Origin of the sequence: Variovorax paradoxus EPS (genome assembly GCF_000184745.1) — a bacterium.
In the GTDB taxonomy this organism is placed as follows: Bacteria; Pseudomonadota; Gammaproteobacteria; order Burkholderiales; family Burkholderiaceae_C; genus Variovorax; species Variovorax paradoxus_C.
On sequence record NC_014931.1, the window covers coordinates 3,109,705 to 3,131,555 of the forward strand.

Annotated in this window: 17 protein-coding genes; 10 read left to right on the plus strand and 7 right to left on the minus strand. The window is 66.7% G+C overall.

Going from position 1 to position 21,851, the window contains the following annotated elements; genetic code table 11:
• Nucleotides 1–185: 185 nt before the first annotated feature.
• The 7 genes from VARPA_RS14430 to VARPA_RS14460 all read right to left on the minus strand — a co-directional run bounded on the left by VARPA_RS14430 (nucleotide 186) and on the right by VARPA_RS14460 (nucleotide 8,170).
• A complete protein-coding gene (locus VARPA_RS14430) occupies nucleotides 186–572 on the minus strand; it encodes a DUF4150 domain-containing protein (protein WP_013541310.1) in 387 nt (128 codons plus the stop codon).
• Nucleotides 573–631: 59 nt separating this feature from the next.
• Nucleotides 632–1,345 carry a DUF3540 domain-containing protein gene (locus VARPA_RS14435; RefSeq protein WP_013541311.1) on the minus strand — a complete coding sequence of 238 codons (714 nt, stop codon included), beginning with the start codon at nucleotides 1,343–1,345 and terminating at the stop codon, nucleotides 632–634.
• Complete coding sequence (locus VARPA_RS14440; protein WP_013541312.1) at nucleotides 1,342–2,466, minus strand: pentapeptide repeat-containing protein; 1,125 nt, start codon at nucleotides 2,464–2,466, stop codon at nucleotides 1,342–1,344. Before VARPA_RS14440 ends, VARPA_RS14435 begins: the two co-directional genes overlap by 4 nt.
• Nucleotides 2,463–5,120 carry a DUF2169 family type VI secretion system accessory protein gene (locus VARPA_RS14445; protein WP_013541313.1) on the minus strand — a complete coding sequence of 886 codons (2,658 nt, stop codon included), beginning with the start codon at nucleotides 5,118–5,120 and terminating at the stop codon, nucleotides 2,463–2,465. Before VARPA_RS14445 ends, VARPA_RS14440 begins: the two co-directional genes overlap by 4 nt.
• Nucleotides 5,121–5,133: 13 nt before the next feature.
• On the minus strand, nucleotides 5,134–5,559 hold the full coding sequence (locus tag VARPA_RS14450; RefSeq protein ID WP_013541314.1) for a hypothetical protein: 426 nt from the start codon (nucleotides 5,557–5,559) through the stop codon (nucleotides 5,134–5,136).
• Between the two features lies 1 nt (nucleotide 5,560).
• Nucleotides 5,561–7,906 carry a type VI secretion system Vgr family protein gene (locus tag VARPA_RS14455; RefSeq protein ID WP_013541315.1) on the minus strand — a complete coding sequence of 782 codons (2,346 nt, stop codon included), beginning with the start codon at nucleotides 7,904–7,906 and terminating at the stop codon, nucleotides 5,561–5,563.
• A 66-nt stretch (nucleotides 7,907–7,972) separates the two neighbouring features.
• Nucleotides 7,973–8,170 carry a hypothetical protein gene (locus VARPA_RS14460; protein ID WP_013541316.1) on the minus strand — a complete coding sequence of 66 codons (198 nt, stop codon included), beginning with the start codon at nucleotides 8,168–8,170 and terminating at the stop codon, nucleotides 7,973–7,975.
• Between the two features lie 78 nt (nucleotides 8,171–8,248).
• Here VARPA_RS14460 and tssA point away from each other — a divergent pair, with 78 nt between their 5' ends.
• The 10 genes from tssA to VARPA_RS14510 all read left to right on the plus strand — a co-directional run bounded on the left by tssA (nucleotide 8,249) and on the right by VARPA_RS14510 (nucleotide 21,837).
• Nucleotides 8,249–9,343, plus strand: coding sequence for a type VI secretion system protein TssA (gene tssA / locus VARPA_RS14465; protein ID WP_041942903.1), 1,095 nt, complete (start codon nucleotides 8,249–8,251; stop codon nucleotides 9,341–9,343).
• Nucleotides 9,344–9,430: 87 nt separating this feature from the next.
• Nucleotides 9,431–10,003, plus strand: coding sequence for a type VI secretion system contractile sheath small subunit (gene tssB / locus VARPA_RS14470; protein WP_013541318.1), 573 nt, complete (start codon nucleotides 9,431–9,433; stop codon nucleotides 10,001–10,003).
• A gap of 45 nt (nucleotides 10,004–10,048) precedes the next feature.
• On the plus strand, nucleotides 10,049–11,557 hold the full coding sequence (gene tssC / locus VARPA_RS14475) for a type VI secretion system contractile sheath large subunit (RefSeq protein WP_013541319.1): 1,509 nt from the start codon (nucleotides 10,049–10,051) through the stop codon (nucleotides 11,555–11,557).
• Between the two features lie 45 nt (nucleotides 11,558–11,602).
• The gene (locus tag VARPA_RS14480) at nucleotides 11,603–12,085 is read left to right on the plus strand and encodes an Hcp family type VI secretion system effector (RefSeq protein WP_013541320.1); all 483 of its coding nucleotides are present in this window, start codon (nucleotides 11,603–11,605) and stop codon (nucleotides 12,083–12,085) included.
• A gap of 140 nt (nucleotides 12,086–12,225) precedes the next feature.
• The gene (locus tag VARPA_RS14485) at nucleotides 12,226–13,101 is read left to right on the plus strand and encodes a type VI secretion system accessory protein TagJ (RefSeq protein WP_013541321.1); all 876 of its coding nucleotides are present in this window, start codon (nucleotides 12,226–12,228) and stop codon (nucleotides 13,099–13,101) included.
• Between the two features lie 32 nt (nucleotides 13,102–13,133).
• Entirely contained in the window at nucleotides 13,134–13,661 is a 528-nt protein-coding gene (gene tssE, locus VARPA_RS14490; protein WP_041943592.1) for a type VI secretion system baseplate subunit TssE, read from the plus strand.
• Nucleotides 13,662–15,542 carry a type VI secretion system baseplate subunit TssF gene (gene tssF / locus VARPA_RS14495; RefSeq protein ID WP_013541323.1) on the plus strand — a complete coding sequence of 627 codons (1,881 nt, stop codon included), beginning with the start codon at nucleotides 13,662–13,664 and terminating at the stop codon, nucleotides 15,540–15,542. It abuts the gene before it with no gap.
• Entirely contained in the window at nucleotides 15,539–16,735 is a 1,197-nt protein-coding gene (gene tssG / locus VARPA_RS14500) for a type VI secretion system baseplate subunit TssG (RefSeq protein ID WP_013541324.1), read from the plus strand. Before tssF ends, tssG begins: the two co-directional genes overlap by 4 nt.
• Nucleotides 16,732–19,470 carry a type VI secretion system ATPase TssH gene (gene tssH / locus VARPA_RS14505; protein ID WP_013541325.1) on the plus strand — a complete coding sequence of 913 codons (2,739 nt, stop codon included), beginning with the start codon at nucleotides 16,732–16,734 and terminating at the stop codon, nucleotides 19,468–19,470. The genes tssG and tssH overlap by 4 nt, the downstream gene beginning before the upstream one ends.
• 33 nt (nucleotides 19,471–19,503) lie before the next feature.
• Nucleotides 19,504–21,837, plus strand: coding sequence for a type VI secretion system Vgr family protein (locus tag VARPA_RS14510; protein WP_013541326.1), 2,334 nt, complete (start codon nucleotides 19,504–19,506; stop codon nucleotides 21,835–21,837).
• Nucleotides 21,838–21,851 lie beyond the last annotated feature (14 nt).

Here is a 21,851-nt window from a genome sequence, read left to right on the forward strand (position 1 = left end):
GGCTTTCTACGCACGGCGCGTCGTGCGACAGGCCGGCCACGCCGAAATGGCCGGGATTGCTGACGGTACCAATGACGGTATGAGAAGAATGCGATGCTCCGCAAGGCTTTATCCATGCGGCTTTTCCCACGCAATCGACTATCGAGTGGGAATGATCCGCCGCACACAGCCGGTCGGCCAGCATCTCAAGCTGCCAACACCAGCACCTTGAACTGACTCGGCACGATCCGCATGCCGATGATGTTGCAGCGGTTCTGCACGGCAAGGCTGGTCATGCGGGTGCAGGGCGTGCCCTTCAGCAGCACGGTGAACGCGCCGGTGATGTGGCGCGAGGGGCCCATCACCGTCTGCGACACCACACCCATCAGCACGCCCGCGTTGTCGCCGTTGGTGATCGGCGTGATGGTCGCCATGTTGTGCGCGGGCGTGCCGCCGTAGAGGATGTTCCAGGCGTTGGGAATGGCCGTCGGCCCGAGCGCGAAGTTGGGGTAGGGGATGGGAAGTGCGGGCGGCGTCTTGCAGACATCCGGAAAGGCGAGATCCACGCCCATCATCTGTGCATTGGCAAACATGGCAAAGGCTCCTTGATTGCGTCGTTGGTGGTTAGATGCAGCGGGGGCGGAGGCAGGGGTCAGCCCATGTGGATCTGTTCGGCATCGACCTTGACCAGCGCCTTGCTGGTTACCAAGGTGTTCTTCGCATGCAGGCGCAGTGTTTCGCTTGCCTGCATGTCGATCTGGCCCGCGCGCACCTGCTCGACCTCCTCGGTCAGGCGAAAGCTCGAACGCGTGAGCACGCTCAGCCGGTCGAGCACGGTCTCCAGCGTGCGGCCCACGAAGCGCGCGACCAGCGTGGTCACGCGCACTTCGGCGCCGCGGTAGTCCATGTCTGCGATGTCCAGACGCGCCTTCTGCGCCTGCAGCGTCAGCGTGGGCGCATCCAGTGCGATGCGCCCCTGGCGCGAGCTGATGGTGAGGTCGCCGTCGGTGACGATGCGCGACTGGCTCGCATCCGCCTGCGTGACGACCGCGATCAGGTAGAGCTGGTCGCGGTGCGGGCCGGCCACCAGCACGGTGTCGCCCGGGCTGGGCTGCAGCAGGCAGCTTGCGGCGCGAGGACAGTGCCAGCGTTCGCCGCCGTCCTGCGGTGCGACAAGAAAGCCGCCGCCGCCGGCCAGCGCTTGAACCACCGTGCCGAGCGCGCTGCCCGTCCATGGCGAGACGGCTGTCGCGGAGGAGGGCAGCGGCTTGCGCAGCAGCGCCTGCATGTCGGGAGAGGGCGTGTCGTCGCCGGCTGCAACGCCGACGACGGCCCGGGCGGATTCGCGAATGGCGCGATGAGTCATGGGGCGGTGTCTTTCGGGTCGGGCGGCAAGGGCCGCCCGAAGGTGTCGCGGCCGGCACGTCGCGGACGGCTCGCGCGGGCGGCCGAGAAGCGCTCGGCCTCGAACAGCGCGGGATCGCTGTCGAGCACGCCGAGGCGGTCGCTCCAGCGCGTGCCGTCTTCGACGGCACGGTGCAATTGCGTGCGCTGGAAGGTGGCGCCGCGCATGTCGGCACCGCGCAGGTCGGCATAGGAGAAGTCCGCGTAGACCAGCTGGCTGCGCGCGAACGAAGCGCGGTGGCAGCGCGCGCGGTGGAACACGCATTGCCCGAGCTGTGCGTCCGAGAGGTCCGCCTCGGCCAGCAGCGCATCGACCCAGATGCTCTGCGCGAAGTGCCCGCCGCGGCAGTCGGCGCCGCGCAGGTCCGCCTCCGGAAAAAGGCATTGGGGCGCATGCACGCCCGCGAGCACCGCGCGTTCCAGCTTCGCGCCCTTGAAGTTGCATTGCGTGAGCCGCGCGCCCTTGAAGTTGCAGCCCGCGAGGTCCGCGTCGATGAACTGGCAGAGGTGGAACTGCTGCGCCGAGAAGTCCTGCGCTGCCAGGTCGGCCTCGCTGAAGATCACGTTGTGAAAGCTCGCGGCCTTGAAGCTCGCGCCGCGCAGCCCGGCGCGGTAGTAGACGGTGGTGTCGAGCCGCACGCCGTCGAAGTGCGCCGCGTCGAGCGTCGATTCGCCGAACACGGTCTTGGTGAGGTCGGCGCGGTCGAAGCGCGCCGCATCCAGCGTGCTCTTGTGGAAGGCCGCGAGGTCCAGGCGTGCCGTCGCGAAGTCGGCGCCCTGCAAGGTCGATTCGCTGAAGGCCACGCGCGTCATCGTCGCGCCCCGCAGGCTTGCCTGCGAGAGGCTGCACTTGTGGAAGGCCGCACGCTGCAGGTCTGCTGCGTCGAGCCGCGCACCGTCGAAGCGGCAGGTGTCGAACATCGACTCGGCCAGTTGCGTGCCTTCGAAGCTCGCCTGCGAGAAATCGCATTCGCCGAAGGTGCCGCCGCGCAGGTCGAGGTGATCGAGGCGCATGCCCTTGAAATCCTGGCCCTTGATGAACTCGCCGCCGCGAACCTTCTGTGCCAACGCATCCGGCGTCATCGCGCCGGTTCCGCCGCACGCCGCGGGACGGTCTTGGCCTGTTCGATGTAGGCGCCGCGGGTTTCGGTGACGGTGTCGATCAGCGCTTGCGACACGTCGGCGCGAAAGAGATTGGCGTCGCGCAGGTCGACGCCGGCGAGCGTCGCTTTCTGGAGGCTTGCGTTCATGAGGTTGGCGCCGCGCAGCGACGCATGGGTCAGGTCGGCGCGGATGAACAGGCTCTCCGGCGCATCGACAAGGCTCAGGTCCGCGCCCACGAGGCTGCAGCCCGAGAGGTCGCAGGTGTCCAGCGTGGCGCGGGTCAGGCGCGCACCGTCGAGCACCATGTCGCGCAGGCTGCACTGCAGGAGCGTTGCATCCTGGAAGTCGACGGTGCGCAGGCTGCTGGTGCCGACGAAGCAGGTGGTCTTGAGCGTGGCCGCGGCGAAGGTGATGCCGTGATCGCCGGCAGTGTGAACCCAGGCGCAGGCCTCGAGATGCGCCTGCGAAAAATCCAGGCGCTCGACCACGGAGGAGATCAGGCCGAACTTGTGCAGGCGCGCCGCGCGAAAGCTGCAGTCGATCAGCCGGCTCTGCTCGAGCAGCGTCACGTAGTCGAAGTGCGCGCGATCGAAGCGGCAGTTCTGGAAGTGCATGCCGAAGAGGTTCAGTTGCGACAGGCGCGCATCCGAGAAGTCGCAGTCGTCGAAGCGGGTTTTCTCGATCGTCGTTTCATCGAAATGCGCGCGCGCGAACGAGGTGTGCGCGCAATGCGCAAGGCTCAGGTTGGCGCCGCGCAGCACGCAGCCGGCGAGCGACGCACCTGCCAGCCGCGCGCGGACCAGCACGGCTTCGGTGGCGTCGGCATCGTCGAGCCGTGCGCCGCACAGGTCCGCACTCTCGAGCAGCGTGCGGTGCAGGCGGGCGCTGCGCAGGTCCATGTGCGAAAGGTCGGCGCCTGTCAGGTCCATGCCGGAGAGATCGCGGGTGGTGGACATGAGCGCCTGTACGCGTGCCCGTGCTTCACCGGCGCGTTCGACGGTCATGGCATCGGCCGCGGACTGGTGCTGCGCACCGAGCCGGTACATGTCGATCAGGCCGCGACGGCCGCTCTCGGCGGTCTTCGCAAGATCAGCCTCCTGGGCCGGTGACATGGGCGCGGTGCGCGTGGCCGGGGCGATGCCCCGCATGCCCTGCATCAGCGCCCTGGCATCGAACGTGGGCGGACCTTTGGCCTGGCCGCCGTTCGCATCGGCCACGAGCGCGCGGCTGTCGAAACCCACCTTGCGCGATTCCACCGCATTGGCCTCGGCCATCTGCGCGAGTTCGCGACGCGCGGCGTCGAGTTTCTGTTCCTGTTCGCGCTCGTAGACCTTGGTGCGCTGCATGAACTCGGGCAGCTCGTTCAGCGTCGGCATCTTCGTGAAGGGCTCGGGCGATGCGCGCTCCTTGAAGTGGCGTGGCTTGTGGCCGAGGTCGAGCGCCTGCTGCGTGAGGTCTTGCCGCAGTGCGTCTCCGCGCTCGCGCATGTTGCGCACGAGCACGGACTCTTCCTCCTCCATCTGGTCGACCCACAGGCCGATGGCTTCGGCGGGCAGCAACTCGTCGTCGCGGAACATGTAGAGGCCGCCGGTCTCGGGATCGCAGCGGCGCTGCAGGATCGCGAAGTAGTGTTCGAGTGGCCGCGCGGTTTCGGCGGCGGACTCGATCGCCGGCATCACGTGCGTGATGTCGGCCGCGTCGTCCTCGGCGATGGCGGTTTCGCCATGCCAGATCAGCGCGACCTGCGCCAGGTGCGGAAAGAACCACGCCGTGGTGAGCCGCAGCGCTACCTCTTCGAAGCGCTCGGGCTCGGCCTGACCCGAGGCGCCCTTGCGTGCGATGAAGGCGCGCGCGCGCCAGTCAGGCAAGCGGCCGCGCTGTACCGACAGGGTGGGGTGCATGTTCCACACCTCGTAGGGCGTGCCGCCCGGAATGCGGTCGTGGTCCGGCCAGCGCTGCTCGGGCGATGCGGCGTTGAAGAGGCGCCAGTCCATGTCCTCCGAAAAACCGGGGAAGAGGTTGTCGCGCCAGTGCGCGTCGTAGTGCTTGCCGATCAGGCGCATGCGGCTGGGCCAGCTCACGTCCATCGCGCCGAAGCACGCGGGCTCCGGCTGCCGCGAGGGCAGGTCGATGCGGCGCTGCGGATGCTCGACATTGGGCAGGCGCTGCACCAGCAGGTCGTTCATCAGTTCGGGCGCATGGCCGATGCCCAGCGGGTTGTCGGCGAAGGCGGGGCCGCCGAAGGCGCGGGTCCAGTCCAGGCGCATCGATTCGAAGGGCTGCGGCGCGGTCGCCCGGCCATCGAGCCAGAAGCGGTCGCCGAACACCACGAGCTGCCGGCTCAGCGCGCCGACGTTCAGCGCGACGGCGCAGGCGGTCTTTTCCTTTTGATGATGCGTGTACGCATGGCCCGTCGCAAGGAATTCGGCGCATGCCTTGGGCATGCCGAGATCGAGCACCCCCGTGGGACCCAGTTCATTGGAGACCGCCTTCCAGAACTCGGGCTCGGGCAGCAGCACGGGTGTTTCGTCCATGGCGACCATGCCCATGCAAGTCACGCCAAGCCGCTGGTGGCCGGCGCGCAGGAAAGGGCGCGTGATGATGCTCAGCCGCAGGGGTTTGACGGTCTTCACGGCGAGGCTTGCATCAACCCGCGGCGCGCGCGATTTCGAGCGGCGTGCGGGTGCGGTCGATGGCCAGGCTGGACGCATCGTGAGGGTCGCGCAGCAGGTGCACCCGCGTGCCCGCAATGCAGAACTGCGGCAGCAGGGCTTCGTCGACCAGCGTGCGCACGACGGCCGGGTTCGAGCCGCCCGCTCCGTCGAACACCTTCAGCGACATCTCGACCGCCAGCACCGTCTGCCCCTGCGAGCCGCCGCGCGTGAGTTCGTGCGCCGAGCGCTTGACCGATTCGACGATGGCCTCCGCCGGAACGCCGTGCTGTGCCAGGCGCTTCCAGGTCTTCTCTTCGGCCGAATAGATGCGGTTCTCGCGCGAGGCGACGATCGCCACCGACACGGCGGTCACGATCACCGCGCTCATCACGACGGCGAAGACGATCCAGAGCAGCATTTCAAACCACAAGGGTGAGCACCTTGAACTTCGCGGCCAGGCCGCCGGTGGCGATGAGCATGCCCTTGTTCGCAATGGCCAGGCCCTTGGCGCTGACTTCGAGCGGCTTGTTCTTCAGCGAGAAGACGGCCGTGTCGATCTTCACGGTCGCGATCTGCGCATTGAGCCCGGCGTAGTACTGCAGGCGCGCGCCCCACACGTCGAACGACATGCCCACCAGGCTGATGCGAAGGCCCACCCCGCCCGCGCGGAACAGCCGCCAGTCGCTGCTCTTGGCGTAGTTGTTGATGTAGGTGGCGGAGTTGTTGGTGTAGTTGACCGTCAGGTTGTTGTAGGTGGTCGACGTCGTGTTGTAGGTCGTCGTGTTGATGACGTGCTGCGTCGTGTTGTGGATGTGGTTGGTGGTGTTGAAGGTCACGTCCGGCGAGGTGTGCACCGTCGGGCCGGTGACCGTGGTGGTCGAGGGGCCGTTGACCAGCACCGTGTTCGAGGTGTTGATCGTGTCGTTGCGGCCCGCGCTCACGAAGCGGATTTCCTGTCCGTCGATGGTGCCGTTGAAGCCCCCGGTGATGGCGAGCCGGACGCCGCCGGTGATGGTGTCGTTCAGCCCGCCGCTGAGCATGCGCGTCTTGCCGCCGGAGATCGTCTGGTTCACGCCGCCGCTGATGGTCTCGCCGAAGCCTCCCGCCACGTCGCGGGTGTCGCCGCCGGTGATGGTTTCCTTCGCACCCGCGGTGATGTCGCGCGTCTCGCCGCTCTGGTAGGTGGCCGACTCATGGCCCTTGATCAGGGTGGTGCGGGTGCCGCCGGTGGTGTGGGTCTCGTCGGCCTCGACCTCCACGTCGAGGTTGCGCTCGGCGTGCAGCAGGATCTGTTCGGCGCCCGTGCGGTCTTCGAAGCGCAGCATGTTGGCCTGGTTGGCCGCGCCGCCGGTGCTCGAGCGCGTGAGGATGCCGCTGGCCGTGGCGTTGGCGGGCAGCTCCCAGGGCGGCATCTGGTCGCTGTTGTAGACGCGGCCGGTGATGATGGGGCGATCGGGTTCGCCACCGATGAAATCGACGATCACTTCCTGGCCCACGCGCGGCATGTGCATGGTGCCGTAGTTGGCGCCGGCCCAGTTGCTCGACACGCGCACCCAGCAGGAGCTGTTCTCGTCGGACTGGCCATAGCGGTCCCAGCGGAACTGCAGCTTCACGCGGCCGAAGCGGTCGGTCCAGATCTCCTCGGGTCCGACGACGGTGGCGGTCTGCGGGCCGTTGGTGCGCGGCTTGGGCGTCTTGCGCGCGGGGCGGTAGGCAACAGTGGAGGGCAGCACGGTGAAGTCGAATTCGCACACCGATTCCGCGCTGCCGCCGCTCGAATACTCGGGCTCCTGCAGGTCGTAGCGAGTCTCGGTGACCAGGTACTCGCGGTTGTCGGACTCGCGCGGGCAGTGCGTCATCTGGAACAGGTAACCCGGTGCCATGCCCAGGACGTTGGTGTGTCCCGAAGCCAGTTCGTGCGCGCACTGCAACTCCTGCAGACGGACCTTGGCGTAAGCATCGCCTTGCCCGTGCTCGCTGTAGCCGCCGAGCCATTCGTAGACTTCGTAGGTCGAATGCTCGTGGCCCTTCGGGTCTTGCTGCACGCTTTGCAGCGAGGCGCGCGACTTCTTGAAATCGAAGTCGTCGAGCATCACGCGGCCCGAGGTGATCTGCTCGGAGATGCGCCACCGGTCGATGCACGGCTCCATCGCGTTGACCACGCGGTCGCGCGGACGGTAGGGAATGGTCGCGTAACCCGCCAGCCTGGCGTAGCCGCCGGTGTCATCGGCCAGCACCAGAAGGTGCGCGCCGTTGCTGTGCTCGAAGTGATAGGCGATGCCTTCGTGCTCCATGAGGCGGCTCACGAAGGCGAAGTCGCTCTCCTGATACTGCACGCAATATTCCCACGGGCGGTAGTTGCCCGTCAGGCGCTTCTCGAACTGAAAGCCGTACTTGCCCAGCACATCGTCGAGTACCTCGGGCACGCTCTTGTTCTGGAAGATGCGGCAGTCGGTGGTGCGCGTGAGGTACCAGAGCCAGGGCTGCACCAGCGCGCGGTAGATGTAGTGGCGGCCGGTTTCGTTGGCGCGGCCCACGAGTTCGAAGCGCACCACGGTGCCGTTGAGAAAACGCGGTGCGCCGCCGTCCTGCAGCTCGATGGTGAGCGATGTGCCCAGCAGCGTCTTCAGGTCGAGGCTGAAGCTCGTGCTGACCATGTCCACCTCGAACTCGAACAGTCGCGAGAGGCCTTCGTGCCCACGCATGGCGCGGAATTTGAGGTGCTCTGCACCGAGTGCGGTGTGGACCTGAACGGTACGCGTCATTCGGAATTTCCCTGACCCTTGGAGCTTGTTGCGGTTGCAAGCCTTCGGAGGCAGTCTAGAAATTCGTTATGTCATATGCATGACGTGGGCGTGCTGCGCCGTCTGGAAATCCAACGCGCGAACAGCTTGCGGCAACGCCGCATCGAGGTCACGCGCGGCTTCCTGGAACTCGGCCTTGCGCATTCGTGTGCGGTCGTTGTAGGTCTTCTGTGTGAAGTCGAAAAGAGGTTGTAATTCTTTGGAATTCATCACGCCGAGTTGCATTCAGTTGCGGTTGACCATGCCTTCTGTTCCCCTCAAGATAACAAGTGTTGACGATGGTTAATCACAAGGGGGGACCGGTTGTTGCCGAGTGAGATCGATTTGTTGCAGTCGCCTGTCGAAGGCCCGCTTCCTTGCGGCGAGGATCTGGAGTACGACCCCGATTTCATGGCGTTGCAACAAGCGACGACGGGCAAGCGGGAGCAACAGTTCGGAGCCACGATCATTCCGGCAGAGCCGCCCGACTGGGCCCGCGTGGAACGCATCGCCGGACAGCTGTGCGAACGCACGCGCGACCTGCGGGTGCTGGTTCCGCTGACCCTGGCATGGACCGAGACGCGTGGCCTCCCCGGCTACGTCGACGGCCTTCGGCTGGTCGACTTTGTGCTGCAGACGTTCTGGGACGAAGTGCATCCGCGCGTCATTGCCGACGGCTTCGAAGACCCGCTGCCGCGCATGAATGCGTTGGCTGCACTGGCGGAAACCGAAGGGCTCGGACGCAGCGTGCGAGATGCACGCCTGCTCGACGATGGTGGTTCGTCGGTGAGCCTGCGGCAGGTCGAGGCCCTGCTCGATTCGAGCAAGGCCGATCAGATCGACTATCCCGGCGGCATCGGCCGCTTGCGTGAAGCGGCGCGCCGCGCGCATGAGAAAGCAACGCCCGCGGTGGTGGCCTTGCGCGCCGCGCTGGAGCTGCTGCAGCGCATTCGCGAGACTTCCGAACGCGCACTGGGACAAAGCTGGGCGCCTGATTTCTCCCGGCTCGAACGCTCGCTTCGCACCGTGATCCAGCTGCTGCCCGAGCAGGCGCAGCCCGATCCGGCGCCGAGCCTTCCGGGGGAGAACGACATGAATCCACAAGGGACTGCGCAGTCTGTTTCGAGCGCGCAGTCCACGATCTCGGCGGCTGCAAGTGGCGGCGCAGGCCTACGCGCACCCGGTATTAAAGAGATTGAAATATCGAGCCGTGATGATGTGCGAGTGCTGTTGGAGAAGGCTTGCGAGTACCTGGAGCGCACGGAGCCCAGTCATCCTGCGCCCATGCTGATACGGCGAGCGCAAAGACTCATGGACCTCAACTTCTTCCAGATCATCGAAGAGCTTGTGCCCGAGGGATTGCAGAAGATCGAGGGACTTGCCGGACGGCCGTTGAACGGCGGTGCCGCGCCTGAATAGGCGGCCATCGCAGTCGATGCCGAAGGCTTGCGCCGCCAGGACAGACAGTCGGGTCCGACCCATGGATTCAGTTTCAAGAGGAAGCTTATGGCAGACAACCGTGTCAGAAACAGTGGTCAGAAGTTCATCGCGCGGAACCGGGCGCCGCGTGTGCAGATCGAGTACGACGTCGAGATCTACGGCAGCGAACGCAAGATCCAGCTGCCCTTCGTGATGGGCGTGATCGCCGACCTCGCGGGCAAGCAGATGGACCCGATGCCCGATCTGGCCGAGCGCGATTTCATGGAAGTCGACATCGACAACTTCGACGACCGCATGAAGGCGATCAAGCCGCGCGTGGCGTTCCAGGTGCCCAACACGCTCACGGGCGAAGGCCAGATGAATGTCGACATCACCTTCGACACCATGGACGACTTCTCGCCCGCGCGCATCGCGGGCCAGGTGGGCGCGTTGCAGCAGTTGCTCGCCGCACGCACCGAACTGTCGAACCTGCTCTCGTACATGGACGGCAAGAACGGTGCCGAGCAATTGATCGCGCAGGCCCTGCAGAACCCGGCGCTGCTCAAGTCGCTCGCTTCCGCGCCCAACCCGGCTGTCGCCAAGGCGGTCGAAGCGGCGAACGAGAAAGCGGGCCACGCGCCCGGCGGTTCTCCCGAGTAAGCGCAAAGCCCGAGCAACGCACAGCAAGCCGACAGGATTCCCACCATGAGCACCGCACCGAAACAGACAGCGCGCGCACAGGCCACCACGGTCGAGGCACTGGCGCCGAACGAGTTCTCCGACCTCCTGCAGCGCGAGTTCAAGCCCAAGACCGAGCAAGCGCGCGAGGCGGTGCAGAACGCCGTCAAGACGCTCGCCGTGCAGGCGCTGGAGAGCACGGTCACCATCTCCAACGATGCCTATCGCACGGTCCAGGGCATCATCACCGAGATCGACCGCAAGCTCACCGAGCAGATCAACCAGATCCTGCACCACGAGGACTTCCAGCAGCTCGAGGGCGCATGGCGCGGCCTGCACTACCTGGTGAACAACACCGAGACCGACGAGCAACTCAAGATCCGCGTGATGTGCGCCTCCAAGCGCGAAGTGGCGCGTTCGCTCAAGCGCCACAAGGGCATCGGCTGGGACCAGAGCCCGCTCTTCAAGAAGATCTACGAAGCCGAATATGGCCAGTTCGGCGGCGAGCCCTTCGGCGCGCTGATCGGCGACTTCCACTTCGACCACAGCCCGCCCGATGTCGAGATGCTCGGCGAAATGGCCAAGATCGCCGCGGCCGCGCACTGCCCCTTCATCGCGGGCGCGTCGCCCACGGTGATGCAGATGGACTCGTGGCAGGAACTGTCGAACCCGCGCGACCTCACCAAGATCTTCCAGAACACCGAGCACACCGCATGGCGCTCGCTGCGCGAATCGGAAGACGCACGCTACATCGGCCTGGCCATGCCGCGCTTCCTGGCGCGCCTGCCGTACGGCGCGCGCACCAACCCGGTCGATGAATTCGAGTTCGAGGAAGAAACCGATTCGGCCGCGCACACCCGCTACACCTGGGCCAACTCGGCCTATGCAATGGGCGTGAACATCAATCGCTCGTTCAAGCAGTACGGCTGGTGCACCTCGATCCGCGGCGTGGAATCGGGCGGCGCGGTGGAGAACCTGCCCACCCACACCTTCCCCACCGACGACGGCGGCGTGGACATGAAGTGCCCCACCGAGATCGCCATCAGCGACCGGCGAGAGGCCGAGCTTGCCAAGAACGGCTTCATGCCGCTGGTGCACCGCAAGAACTCTGACTTCGCGGCCTTCATCGGCGCGCAGTCGCTGCAGCAGCCGGCCCAGTACTACGACGCCGACGCCACGGCCAACGCGAACCTCGCGGCGCGCCTGCCGTACCTGTTCGCGTGCTGCCGCTTTGCGCACTACCTCAAGTGCATCGTGCGGGACAAGATCGGATCGTTTCGCGAGCGCGAGGACATGGAGCGCTGGCTCAACGACTGGATCATGAACTACGTCGATGGCAGTCCAGGCACATCGTCGCAGGACACGAAGGCAATGAAGCCGCTGGCGGCGGCGGAGGTCCAGGTGGAAGCCATCGAGGACAACCCCGGCTACTACGCCGCCAAGTTTTTTCTCCGGCCGCACTATCAGCTCGAAGGGCTGACGGTTTCCTTGCGGCTGGTTTCGAAGCTGCCGTCCAACAAGAAGGACAGCAGCTAAATCAACGGTGCTCCACGAGGGCGCAAATAACTTTGGGGGTTAATCATGGCAGTAGACATGTTCATGCGCGTTGAGGGCGCGAACGGCGAATCCAAGGACTCGAACCACAAGGATTGGAGCGATATCAAGTCGTTCGCATGGGGTGCAACGCAGCCTGGCAACATGGTCAGCGGCGGCGGCGGCGGTGTGGGCAAGGCCAGCTTCAACGACCTGCAGGTGGTCGCGCGCATCGACAAGGCGGCCCCGTCCATCCTGAAGAACTGCGCGAGCGGCAAGCACCTGAGCAAGGTCGAGGTGTCGCTGTGCAAGGCCGGCGGCACGCAGATCGAATACACGCGCGTCACGCTCGAGGAAGTGCTGGTCACCTCGGTGCAGTACACGGCGGAGCAGGGCGGCGACGCGGTGCTCGTGCAGTTCGCGTTCCAGGCCGCCAAGGTCAAGCAGCAGTATTGGGAGCAGACCGACAAGGGCGGCAAGGGCGCCGAGACGGTGCTCGGCTGGAACCTCAAGGAAAACAAGGAAGCCTGAGTTTCCTGTTGCCGTCATGCCGGGGGCAGGCCGCGCGAGCAACTCGCGCGCCGATGCAAGGAAGGCCCGCCCTCCGGCCGAGGATCGATCACCACCGGACGACTCGGCCCTGTGCGCGAGTCAGTCAATGAGGAAGCTTCATGGGCGATGGGTTTGCAGTGCTGGGCGAGCGCTCCGTGGCCGAGCACACCGAATGGGTACAGCGGCAGATCCGCGCGAGCCCCCAGAACGCCAGCCTGCGCCTTGCCCTGTGCCACTTCCTCGCGCTGCGCGGCGAGTGGCAGCGGGCTGAAGACCAGCTCAAGCTCGCGGCGAAGATCGATCCCTCTTTCGCGCCGGCGAGTGCCACCTGCGCGATGGCGCTGGCCGGCGAGCGCCACCGCACCGAGTTCTGGAATGGCGGCCGCGCGCCGTCCGTTGTTGCCGGCCAGGCCGCGTGGGTCGACGGCTTGATCGCCGCCGCGGCAATGCCACCCGAGCAGGCCGATGAAGCGGCTGTATTGCGCGAAGCGGCGCGGCAGGATGCGCCCGCATCGCAAGGCACGCTGAGCGTTGTCGACCGGTCCGATTCGCGTGCCGTGCAGGCCATCGACGGCGAGCCTGCGGAGACCATCGGATTCGCCTGGCTCTGCGATGGCGACGTGCGCATGGGTGCCGTGCTCGAACTTCTCACGCCTTCGGGCTACGCGTGGCTGCCGCTGCATGCGGTGAGCCGCCTGAAGTTCAAGCGTCCGCAGCATCTGGTCGACCTGCTGTGGGCGCCGGCCGAAATCGTCCTGCGCGATGGCCGCGGGCTCAACGGCCTGGTGCCGGTGCGCTATCCCGGCAAGCTCGATGCGCTCGACGACGAAACCACGCTGGGCCGCCGCACCGACTGGCTGCCGCTGGCCGGCGAAGAGCAGTACGCGGGCATCGGCCAGCGCACGCTGATCAGCGAAGCCGGCGACCATTCATTGCTCGATGTGCGTCTCGTCGAATTCGATTCGGCAGCAACCGCGGAGGGCGCCGCACCGTGAGCACCACGCTGCCCGCCAGCCGTTCCGCGGCGATCGACGCCGATGGCGATCCGCAGGAAAGCGTTGCGCGCGACCGCCTGCAGCCCGTGCTGCTCGATCGCCTGACCGACAAGCAGCCGCAGAGCCGCCAGGAGCGCGCGGGCAGTTTTCTCATGAGCGGCAGGCTCTTGCGCGACTCGGTGCTGCGCGACCTGCAGTGGCTGCTCAATACCACCAACTTCGGCACCGAGCACGGCATCAACGCCATGCCGCGCGCGCGGCGCTCGGTCGTGAACTACGGCGTGCGCGGCTGGGCCGGCGGGCGCATGTCGGAGGTCGACTTCGCCGACGTCGAGGCCGCCATCCGCGCCGCGATCATCGACTTCGAGCCGCGCATCATGAAGGACAGCATCGACGTGCGCTGCGTGACCGATGCGGCCGACCTCGAACACCACAACCTGCTCGCGCTGGAGATTCGCGGCACGCTGTGGTCGGTGCCTTATCCGATCGAATTCATCCTGCGCTCGGAGCTCGACCTCGAAAGCGGCCACATGATCCTGCGGCCGACGGGAGGCCTCTGAATGGACGCAAGGCTGCTCGACTACTACAACCGCGAACTCACCTACATGCACGAGCTCGGGGCCGAGTTCGCGCAGCGCTACCCGAAGATCGCGGGCCGCCTGGGCATGCGCGGCATCGAGGTCAGCGATCCGTACGTGGAGCGCCTGCTCGAGGGCTTCAGCTTTCTCACGGCGCGTATCCAGCTCAAGATGGATGCGGAGTTTCCGCGCTTCTCGCAGCGCCTCCTGGAGGTGGTGTATCCCAACTTCCTCGCGCCGCTGCCCGCGATGGCGGTGGTGCAGATCGACGGCAACCTCAACGAAGGCTCGCTGAAGGCGGGCTACGAACTGCCGCGCCACACCGTCCTGCGCGGCCGCATGATCAAGGGCGAGCAGACGGCTTGCGAGTTCCGCACCGGCCACCCGGTCACGCTGTGGCCCATCAGGATCACCGAGGCCGGCATCGGCCCCGTGCCCGCGGAGATCGGGCATGCGATGCCGATGGTGGCGCGCCAGGCCAAGAGCGCGATCACCATCAAGCTCGAAGCGGTGGGCGGCGCCAGGTTCTCCGAGATGCCGCTCGACCGGCTCGAATTCTTTCTCTCGGGCGCCGAGTTGCATGCGCTGCGCGTGCTCGAACTGGTGGCGCACCGCAGCGTGGGGGCCGTGTGCCGCAGCGGCCCGGGCGCCCAAGGCGGGTCGTCGCGCATCGTGCCGCTGGGCGACGAGGCCATCCGCCACGAAGGCTTCGACCCCGACCAGGCGCTGCTGCCCTACGACGCGCGCTCGTTCCAGGGCTACCGGCTGCTGCACGAGTACTTCGCGTTTCCCGATCGCTACCTGTTCTTCAGCGTGAAGAACCTGCGCGCCGCGGTCTCGGCCATCGGCGGCAGCACGATGGAGATCGTGATCCTGCTGGACCGCGCCGACGCCGACCTGGAGCGGCTGGTGGACGCCAAGCACTTCTCGCTCTTCTGTACGCCCATCATCAACCTCGTGCCGCGCCGCAGCGACCGCATCCCGGTCGGGCCGGGCCAGCACGAGCACCACGCGGTGATCGACCGCACGCGCCCGCGCGACTTCGAGATCTTCACCGTCGAGCGCGTCACCGGCCACATGACCAACGGCTCGGAGGAGCGCGAGTTCCGCCCCTTCCTCGGCTCGTTCGCGACCGACGACGGCGACTTCGGCGCGTATTTCTCGCTGCGCCGCGAACCGCGCCTGGTGTCGGACCGCGCACGCGCGCAGGGCACACGCACCAGCTACACCGGCAGCGAGGTCTACGTGTCGCTGGTCGACCAGCACGACGCGCCGTTTCCGCACAGCCTGCGGCACATCACGCTCGATGCGCTGTGTACCAACCGCGACCTGCCGCTGCTGCTTCCGACGGGGCTCGAGTCGGACTTCACGCTGCGCATCTCGGCGCCCGTGCGCTCGATCCGCATCCTGCGCGGCCCGTCGCGGCCGTACCCGGCGCTGGCCGAAGGCGCGCTCACCTGGCGGCTCATCAGCCACCTGGGCCTGAACTACCTGAGCCTGACCGACGTCGATGCCGCGCAGGGCGCCGCCGCGCTGCGCGAGATGCTCGACCTCTACGGCAACCTCGCCGATCCCGCGGTGCGCCGCCAGATCCAGGGCGTGCGCTCGATGGCGCTCGCGCCGGTATTCCGCCGCTTGCCCGAGCCGGGGCCCATCGTCTTCGGGCGCGGCGTGGAGGTGGCGCTCAAGATCGACGAGGTCGCGTTTTCCGGCGCGAGCCCGTATCTTTTCGGCGCGGTGCTGGAGCAGTTCTTCAGCCGCCACGTGTCGCTCAATGCCTTTACCGAGTTCGCGCTCTCCAGCCTGCAGCGCGGCGAAATCGCGCGCTGGACCCCACGGGTCGGACGCCGCCCCGCCGTATGAGTACAGCCGGCTTCTCCGACGACATGCCGCAGGCCGCGCAGGTGGAGGGCGAGGAGCTGTTCGAGGCGCATTCGTTCGATGAACCCGCGGGCCAGGAGACGCCGGAAATTGCAGCGACGGGCCGCCGCGATGCGCTGCTGGCCGACCCCGCACTGTGGGCCGGCCTGGTCGAGCAGCCCTTCGAGCACGACCTGTTCATGCTGCTGCGCAGGCTCGATGCGCACGGCGACCATCCCCTGCTGGGCCGCGCACCCCGCCCATCGGATGAACCGCTGCGCCTCGGGCAGGAGCCCTCGATGGCCTTCGCGCCGTCGAACGTCTCGGGTGTCGATGCCGATGGCGACGGGCCGCCGCGCATCTCGATCTACGGCTTCGGCCTGTTCGGCCCCAACGGTCCGCTGCCGCTGCACCTGACCGAGTACGCGCGCGAACGCAAGCGCCACCACAACGACCACACGCTCAGCGCATTCGCCGATCTGTTCCACCACCGGCTCATCCTGCTGTTCTACCGGGCCTGGGCCGATGCGCAATCGGTCAACAGCCTGGACCGCCCCGACGGCCACCGCTTCGTCGACTACGTGGCGAGCCTCATGAACATGGGGCAGCCGGGCCTGAAGGAGCGCGACCGCATTGCCGACCATGCGCGCACCTTCATGGCGGGCCATCTCGTGCGCCAGACGCGCAACCCCGAGGGGCTGATCCAGATCCTGCGCCTGTACTTCGACGTGCCCGTGCGCGTCGAGGAATTCGTGAGCGACTGGGTGATGATCGACGAGCGCCAGGTGAGCCGGCTCGGGCTCTTCGGGCGCAACCACCAGCTCGGCGGCGGAGCCACCATCGGCCTGGCGGTGCGCGATGCGCAGAGCAAATTTCGCCTCGAACTCGGCCCGCTCTCGCAACAGCAGTTTCGCGAATTCCTGCCGGGCAGCCGCCGGTTGCAGCAGGTGGTCGACTGGGTGCGGCAGTACGTCGGCATCGAGTTTGCCTGGGAGCTGCGGCTGGTGCTCAGGAAGCAGGAGGCGCGCGGCATGCAGCTGGGCAGCGACCAGCGCCTCGGCTGGGGCACGTGGGTCGGCACGCGCCTGTCGGACACCGACGCTGGAGACATGCTGTTCGAGCCCGAGGCGCTGTATCCCCGCAACACAACGGCGGCCGCAGTGCCTGCCGAGTCCGCTTCTTCCATGGCCCTATGACCGACATCCGCCGCGTCTCTCTCTTTTCCAAGCTGAACCCGATGCTCTACAAGGCATTGGAGACCGCCACCGCCTTCGCCAAGCTGCGCGGCAACGCCTACGTCGAACTCGTGCACTGGCTGCACCAGATCCTGCAGCTGCAGGACAGCGACATGCTGCGCATCGTCAAGCGGGCGGGGCTCAACCTCGATGCGGTGGAGCAGGACCTCGTGCGCGCGCTCGACCGCCTGCCGCATGGCGCGACGTCGATCAGCGACATCTCCGAGCACGTGGACAACGCCGTCGAACGCGCGTGGGTGTATGCGAGCCTGCGCTTCGAGGCCACGTCGATTCGCGGCGGGTATCTTCTGGCCGGCATCACCAAGACGCCGGGGTTGCGCCAGGTCCTCTCGGGCATCTCGCGCGAGTTCGACAAGATCGTGCCCGACGTTTTGGTGGCCCAACTCGAGGCGTGGACCGAAGGCTCGCCAGAAGACGACTACGACATCACGCCGAACGAGGGCGCGGGCGGCGGTGCGCCGGCCATGCAACACCAGGGCGATGGAACGCCGGCAGGCGGCTCTGCGCTCGCGAAGTACGCGAGCGACCTCACGGCCAAGGCGCGTGCGGGCGAACTCGATCCGGTCTACGGCCGCGACGAGGAGATCCGCCAGATCATCGACATCCTCATGCGCCGCCGGCAGAACAACCCGCTGCTCACCGGCGAGGCCGGCGTGGGGAAGACGGCGGTGGTTGAAGGCCTGGCCTCGCGGCTGGCTTCGGGCGATGTGCCGCCTTCGCTCAAGGACGTGTCGCTCTGGGTGCTCGACCCCACGCTGCTGCAGGCCGGCGCGGGCGTGAAGGGCGAGTTCGAGCAGCGGCTGCGCCAGGTGATCGACGAGGTCGAGAAAAGCCCCAAGCCCATCGTGCTCTTCGTCGACGAGGTGCACACGCTGGTCGGCGCGGGCGGCACGGCCGGCACCGGCGATGCGGCCAACCTGCTCAAGCCCGCGCTCGCGCGCGGCCGGCTTCGCACCATCGGCGCAACGACGTGGTCGGAGTACAAGAAGTACATCGAGAAAGACCCGGCGCTCACGCGGCGTTTCCAGACCATCCAGGTGCATGAGCCCACCGAGCCCAAGGCGGTGATCATGCTGCGCGGCATTTCGGCGGAACTGGAGAAGCACCACGGCGTGCTGATCCTCGATGCGGCGCTTGAAGCGGCCGTGAGCCTGTCGCACCGCTACATTCCCGCGCGGCAGTTGCCCGACAAGGCCGTGAGCCTGCTCGACACGGCGTGCGCGCGTGTGGCACTGAGCCAGCATGCGCTTCCGGCGGCGCTCGAAGACCTGCAACGGCGCATCGAGGTGCTCGGCATCGAGTCCGGCATCGCGGGGCGCGAAGCCGCGATCGGCGTCGGAGAGCACCAGCGTGTCGAGGACATCGCGGCCCAGGTGGCCGCCGCGCAAGCCGAACTCGATCTGCTGGAGCAGCGGCGGCTGGAAGAGAGCGCGCTGGTCGAGCGCATCGTGGCGCTGCGCAAGCTGTTGTCGCCCGCGGCGGTGCCGGTGCAGGCCGAAGCCGACGTCGAAGTTGAAACCGAAGAGGACGCCGACCCGGTCGGCGAAGCACCGCAAGTCGATGCGGAGCCCGAACGCACCCCTGAAGACATTCGCGCCGAACTCAACGAAGCGCAGGACAAGCTGGTGCAGCTGCAGGGCGAATCGCCGCTGATCCTCGCCGCCGTCGATGCGCAGGCCATCGCCACCGTCGTGGCCGACTGGACCGGCATTCCCATCGGCCGCATGGTGCGCGACGATGCGCAGTCCGTGCTGCGCCTGGGCGAGATCCTCTCGGCCCGCGTGGTGGCCCAGCCCGATGCGCTGGAGACCATCTCGCGGCGCATCCGCACAGCGCGCGCGCGGCTGGACAACCCCAACAAGCCCGTCGGCGTTTTCCTGCTGTGCGGCCCCTCGGGCGTCGGCAAGACGGAGACCGCGCTCGCGCTTTCGGAAGCGTTGTATGGCGGCGAGCAGAACCTCGTGACCATCAACATGAGCGAGTTCCAGGAGTCGCACACGGTCTCCACGCTCAAAGGCGCGCCGCCCGGCTACGTGGGCTATGGCGAAGGCGGCGTGCTCACCGAAGCCGTGCGCCGCCGGCCCTACAGCGTGGTGCTGCTCGACGAGATCGAGAAGGCGCACACCGATGTGCACGAGATCTTTTTCCAGGTGTTCGACAAGGGCTGGATGGAAGACGGAGAAGGACGCCACATCGACTTTCGCAACACCGTGATCATCATGACCTCCAACGTCGGCACCGACCTGGTCATGCAGTTGTGCGAAGACCCGACCCTGCGCCCCGACCCCGAACCGCTTGCAGCGGCGCTGCGCGAACCGCTGCTCAAGGTGTTTGCGCCGGCGCTGCTCGGGCGGCTGGTTGTAGTGCCTTATTACCCGTTGCAGGCCGATGCGTTGCATCGCATCATCCGCCTTCAGCTCGACCGCATCGCGGCGCGGCTCGACGCCAACCACGGCATCGCCATGCACTACGACGACAGCGCCGTGGAACTGGTGGCGCGCCGCTGCACGGCCATCGAGTCGGGCGGCCGGATGATCGACGCCATCCTCACGCACACCATCCTCCCCCGGCTGAGCGAAGAGGTCATCGGCGCCACCGTCGGCGCGCGCAAGCTCGCGGGCGTGCGGCTGTCGGCACAGGAAGACGACTTCCGATACGAATTCTCGGAAGCATAAGAAGGCAAAGAATGCATCAAGGAGACATCTTTCATGGCGCGAGTCGTAACGGCGCATACGCCACTGGGTGAAGAGCAGCTGAAGTTCCGTTCGATGCGCGGCACGGAAGGGCTGTCGCAGCTGTTCGAGCTGGAGGTGGACCTGCTGAGTCCGAGCGCGGCGCTGGACCTGAAGTCGGTGCTGGGCAAGCCGCTGTCGCTGGAGATCCGCACGGCGGGTGCGCGGCCGCGGTTCCTGAACGGGCAGGTGGTGCGCTTCTCGATGGTGGGGCGCGAGGGCGGCACGTCGCGCTACACGGTGTACCGCGCGAGCGTTCGGCCGTGGCTGTGGTACCTCATGCGCTCGAGCGACAACAAGATCTTCCAGAACAAGAGCGTGGTGGAGATCCTGGAGGAGGTGCTGGGCGACTACGGCTTCGCGTTCGAGAAGAAGCTGGGCGGCAGCTATCGCACGTGGGAGTACTGCGTGCAGTACAACGAGAGCGACTTCGCGTTCGTGAGCCGGCTGATGGAGCTGGAAGGCATCTACTACTGGTTCAGGCATGAGAAGGGCCAGCACACGCTGGTGCTGGCCGACGATGCGGGTGCGCACGAGCCGATGCCGGACTACGAGACCATCGACTACTTCGCGGCCGACCGGGACATCGGCGAGGACCTGGAGGTCATCCGCGACTGGCAGCCCGGCGAGGAGGTGCGCTCGGGCAGCTACACGGTGGACGACTTCAACTTCACCACGCCCAAGGGCGACCTGGTGAACGTTCGCAGCCAACCGCGCGCGCACGACAACGCCGGCTACGAGATGTACGAGTGGCTGGGGGACTACCCGGCCGCGGGCGACGGCGAGCACTATGCGCGGGTGCGGCTGGAAGAGTCGCAGGCGCTGGCGCAACGCAGCGCCGGATCTTCGACGGTGCGCGGCATGGCGCCGGGGTACACGTTCAGGATGCGCAACTCGCCGCGCTCGGACGACAACCAAGAGTACCTGGTGGTGGCGGTGTCGTATGCGCTGCGCGAAGGCGGTTATGCGAGCGGGGCGGCCAGGGGCGAATACAACTTCGACTTCATGGTGCAGCCCAGCGCGCTGGCGTTCAGGGCGCCGCGGCAAACGCCGGTGCCGCGCACGAGCGGGCCGCAGACGGCGACGGTGGTGGGGCCCGAGGGCGAGGAGATCTGGACCGACGAGTACGGACGTGTGAAGGTGCAGTTCCACTGGGACCGCTACGGCCAGAAGAACGAGAACAGCTCGCGCTTCGTGCGGGTGTCGCACATCTGGGCCGGGGAGCGCTTCGGGGGCGTGTTCACGCCGCGCATCGGCCAGGAGGTGGTGGTGGACTTCATCGGCGGGCGAGTCGACCGGCCGGTGATCGTGGGGCGGGTGTACAACGCGGACCAGATGCCGCCGTTCGCGTTGCCGGGCGAGGCGACCAAGAGCGGCATCGTGACGCGCTCGAGCAAGGGCGGCTCGGGCGCGAACGCGAACGCCTTCGTGTTCGAGGACAAGATGGGCGCCGAGCAGATCCTGCTGCACGCCGAGCGCAACCTGGACGTGGAGGTGGAAGGCGACGAGACGCACACGACCGACAAGACGCGCACCACGCTGATCAAGGGGCACGAGTCGGCGACCTACGAGTCGGGGGAAGAGCGGCACATCACCGCCGGGGCGGTGGAGACGATCGACGGGGGCGAGGAGCGCACGGTGACGGGCGGCGCGACCGAGACGGTGACGGGCGGCGAGGAACGCACGATCACGGGCGGAGCGACCGAAACCATCATCGGCGGGGAGACGCGCACGGTCACCGGCGGCCTGATCGAGACAGTCAATGGCGGCGTGACACTGACAGTGAACGGCACCGTGGTGCGGATCCTCAGTGGCACCGAAATCCGGATCGTCGGCGCAGGGCGTATCGAGATCATCAACGCGATCGATACCAAGGTGGTGAATGGAACGAACGTCACCACCGTGACCGGCCCCAAGATCGTGTTCGCGCCATTCATCATCCACTACGCCGACACCTACACGATCAACACCGTCAACTACATCGTCAACGCCAAGGTGGTGATCCACAACAAGCCCACGCAGACGCTCCACATCCAGGAGCACAGCCACTGGCGTTGGACGCGCTACGACATCGAAGTGTGGCAGGGCGGTACGCACGGCATGGCGTTCGACATCTACGGCATGAAGCTGATGGTGAGCAGGTGGTTCCTGTCCGCCAATGGCATCTTCGTCAACCTCGCCGCGAAGACCGAGATCCAGACGATGAACAAGTACCAGGTCGGCTGGTTGAAGTTCCGGCAGTTCATCGACGACCGAAAGACCCACGGAATGAGGGCGGTCAAGGGAACGATCTTTGTCAAGGTAAATTGAAAAGGACGGCGGTG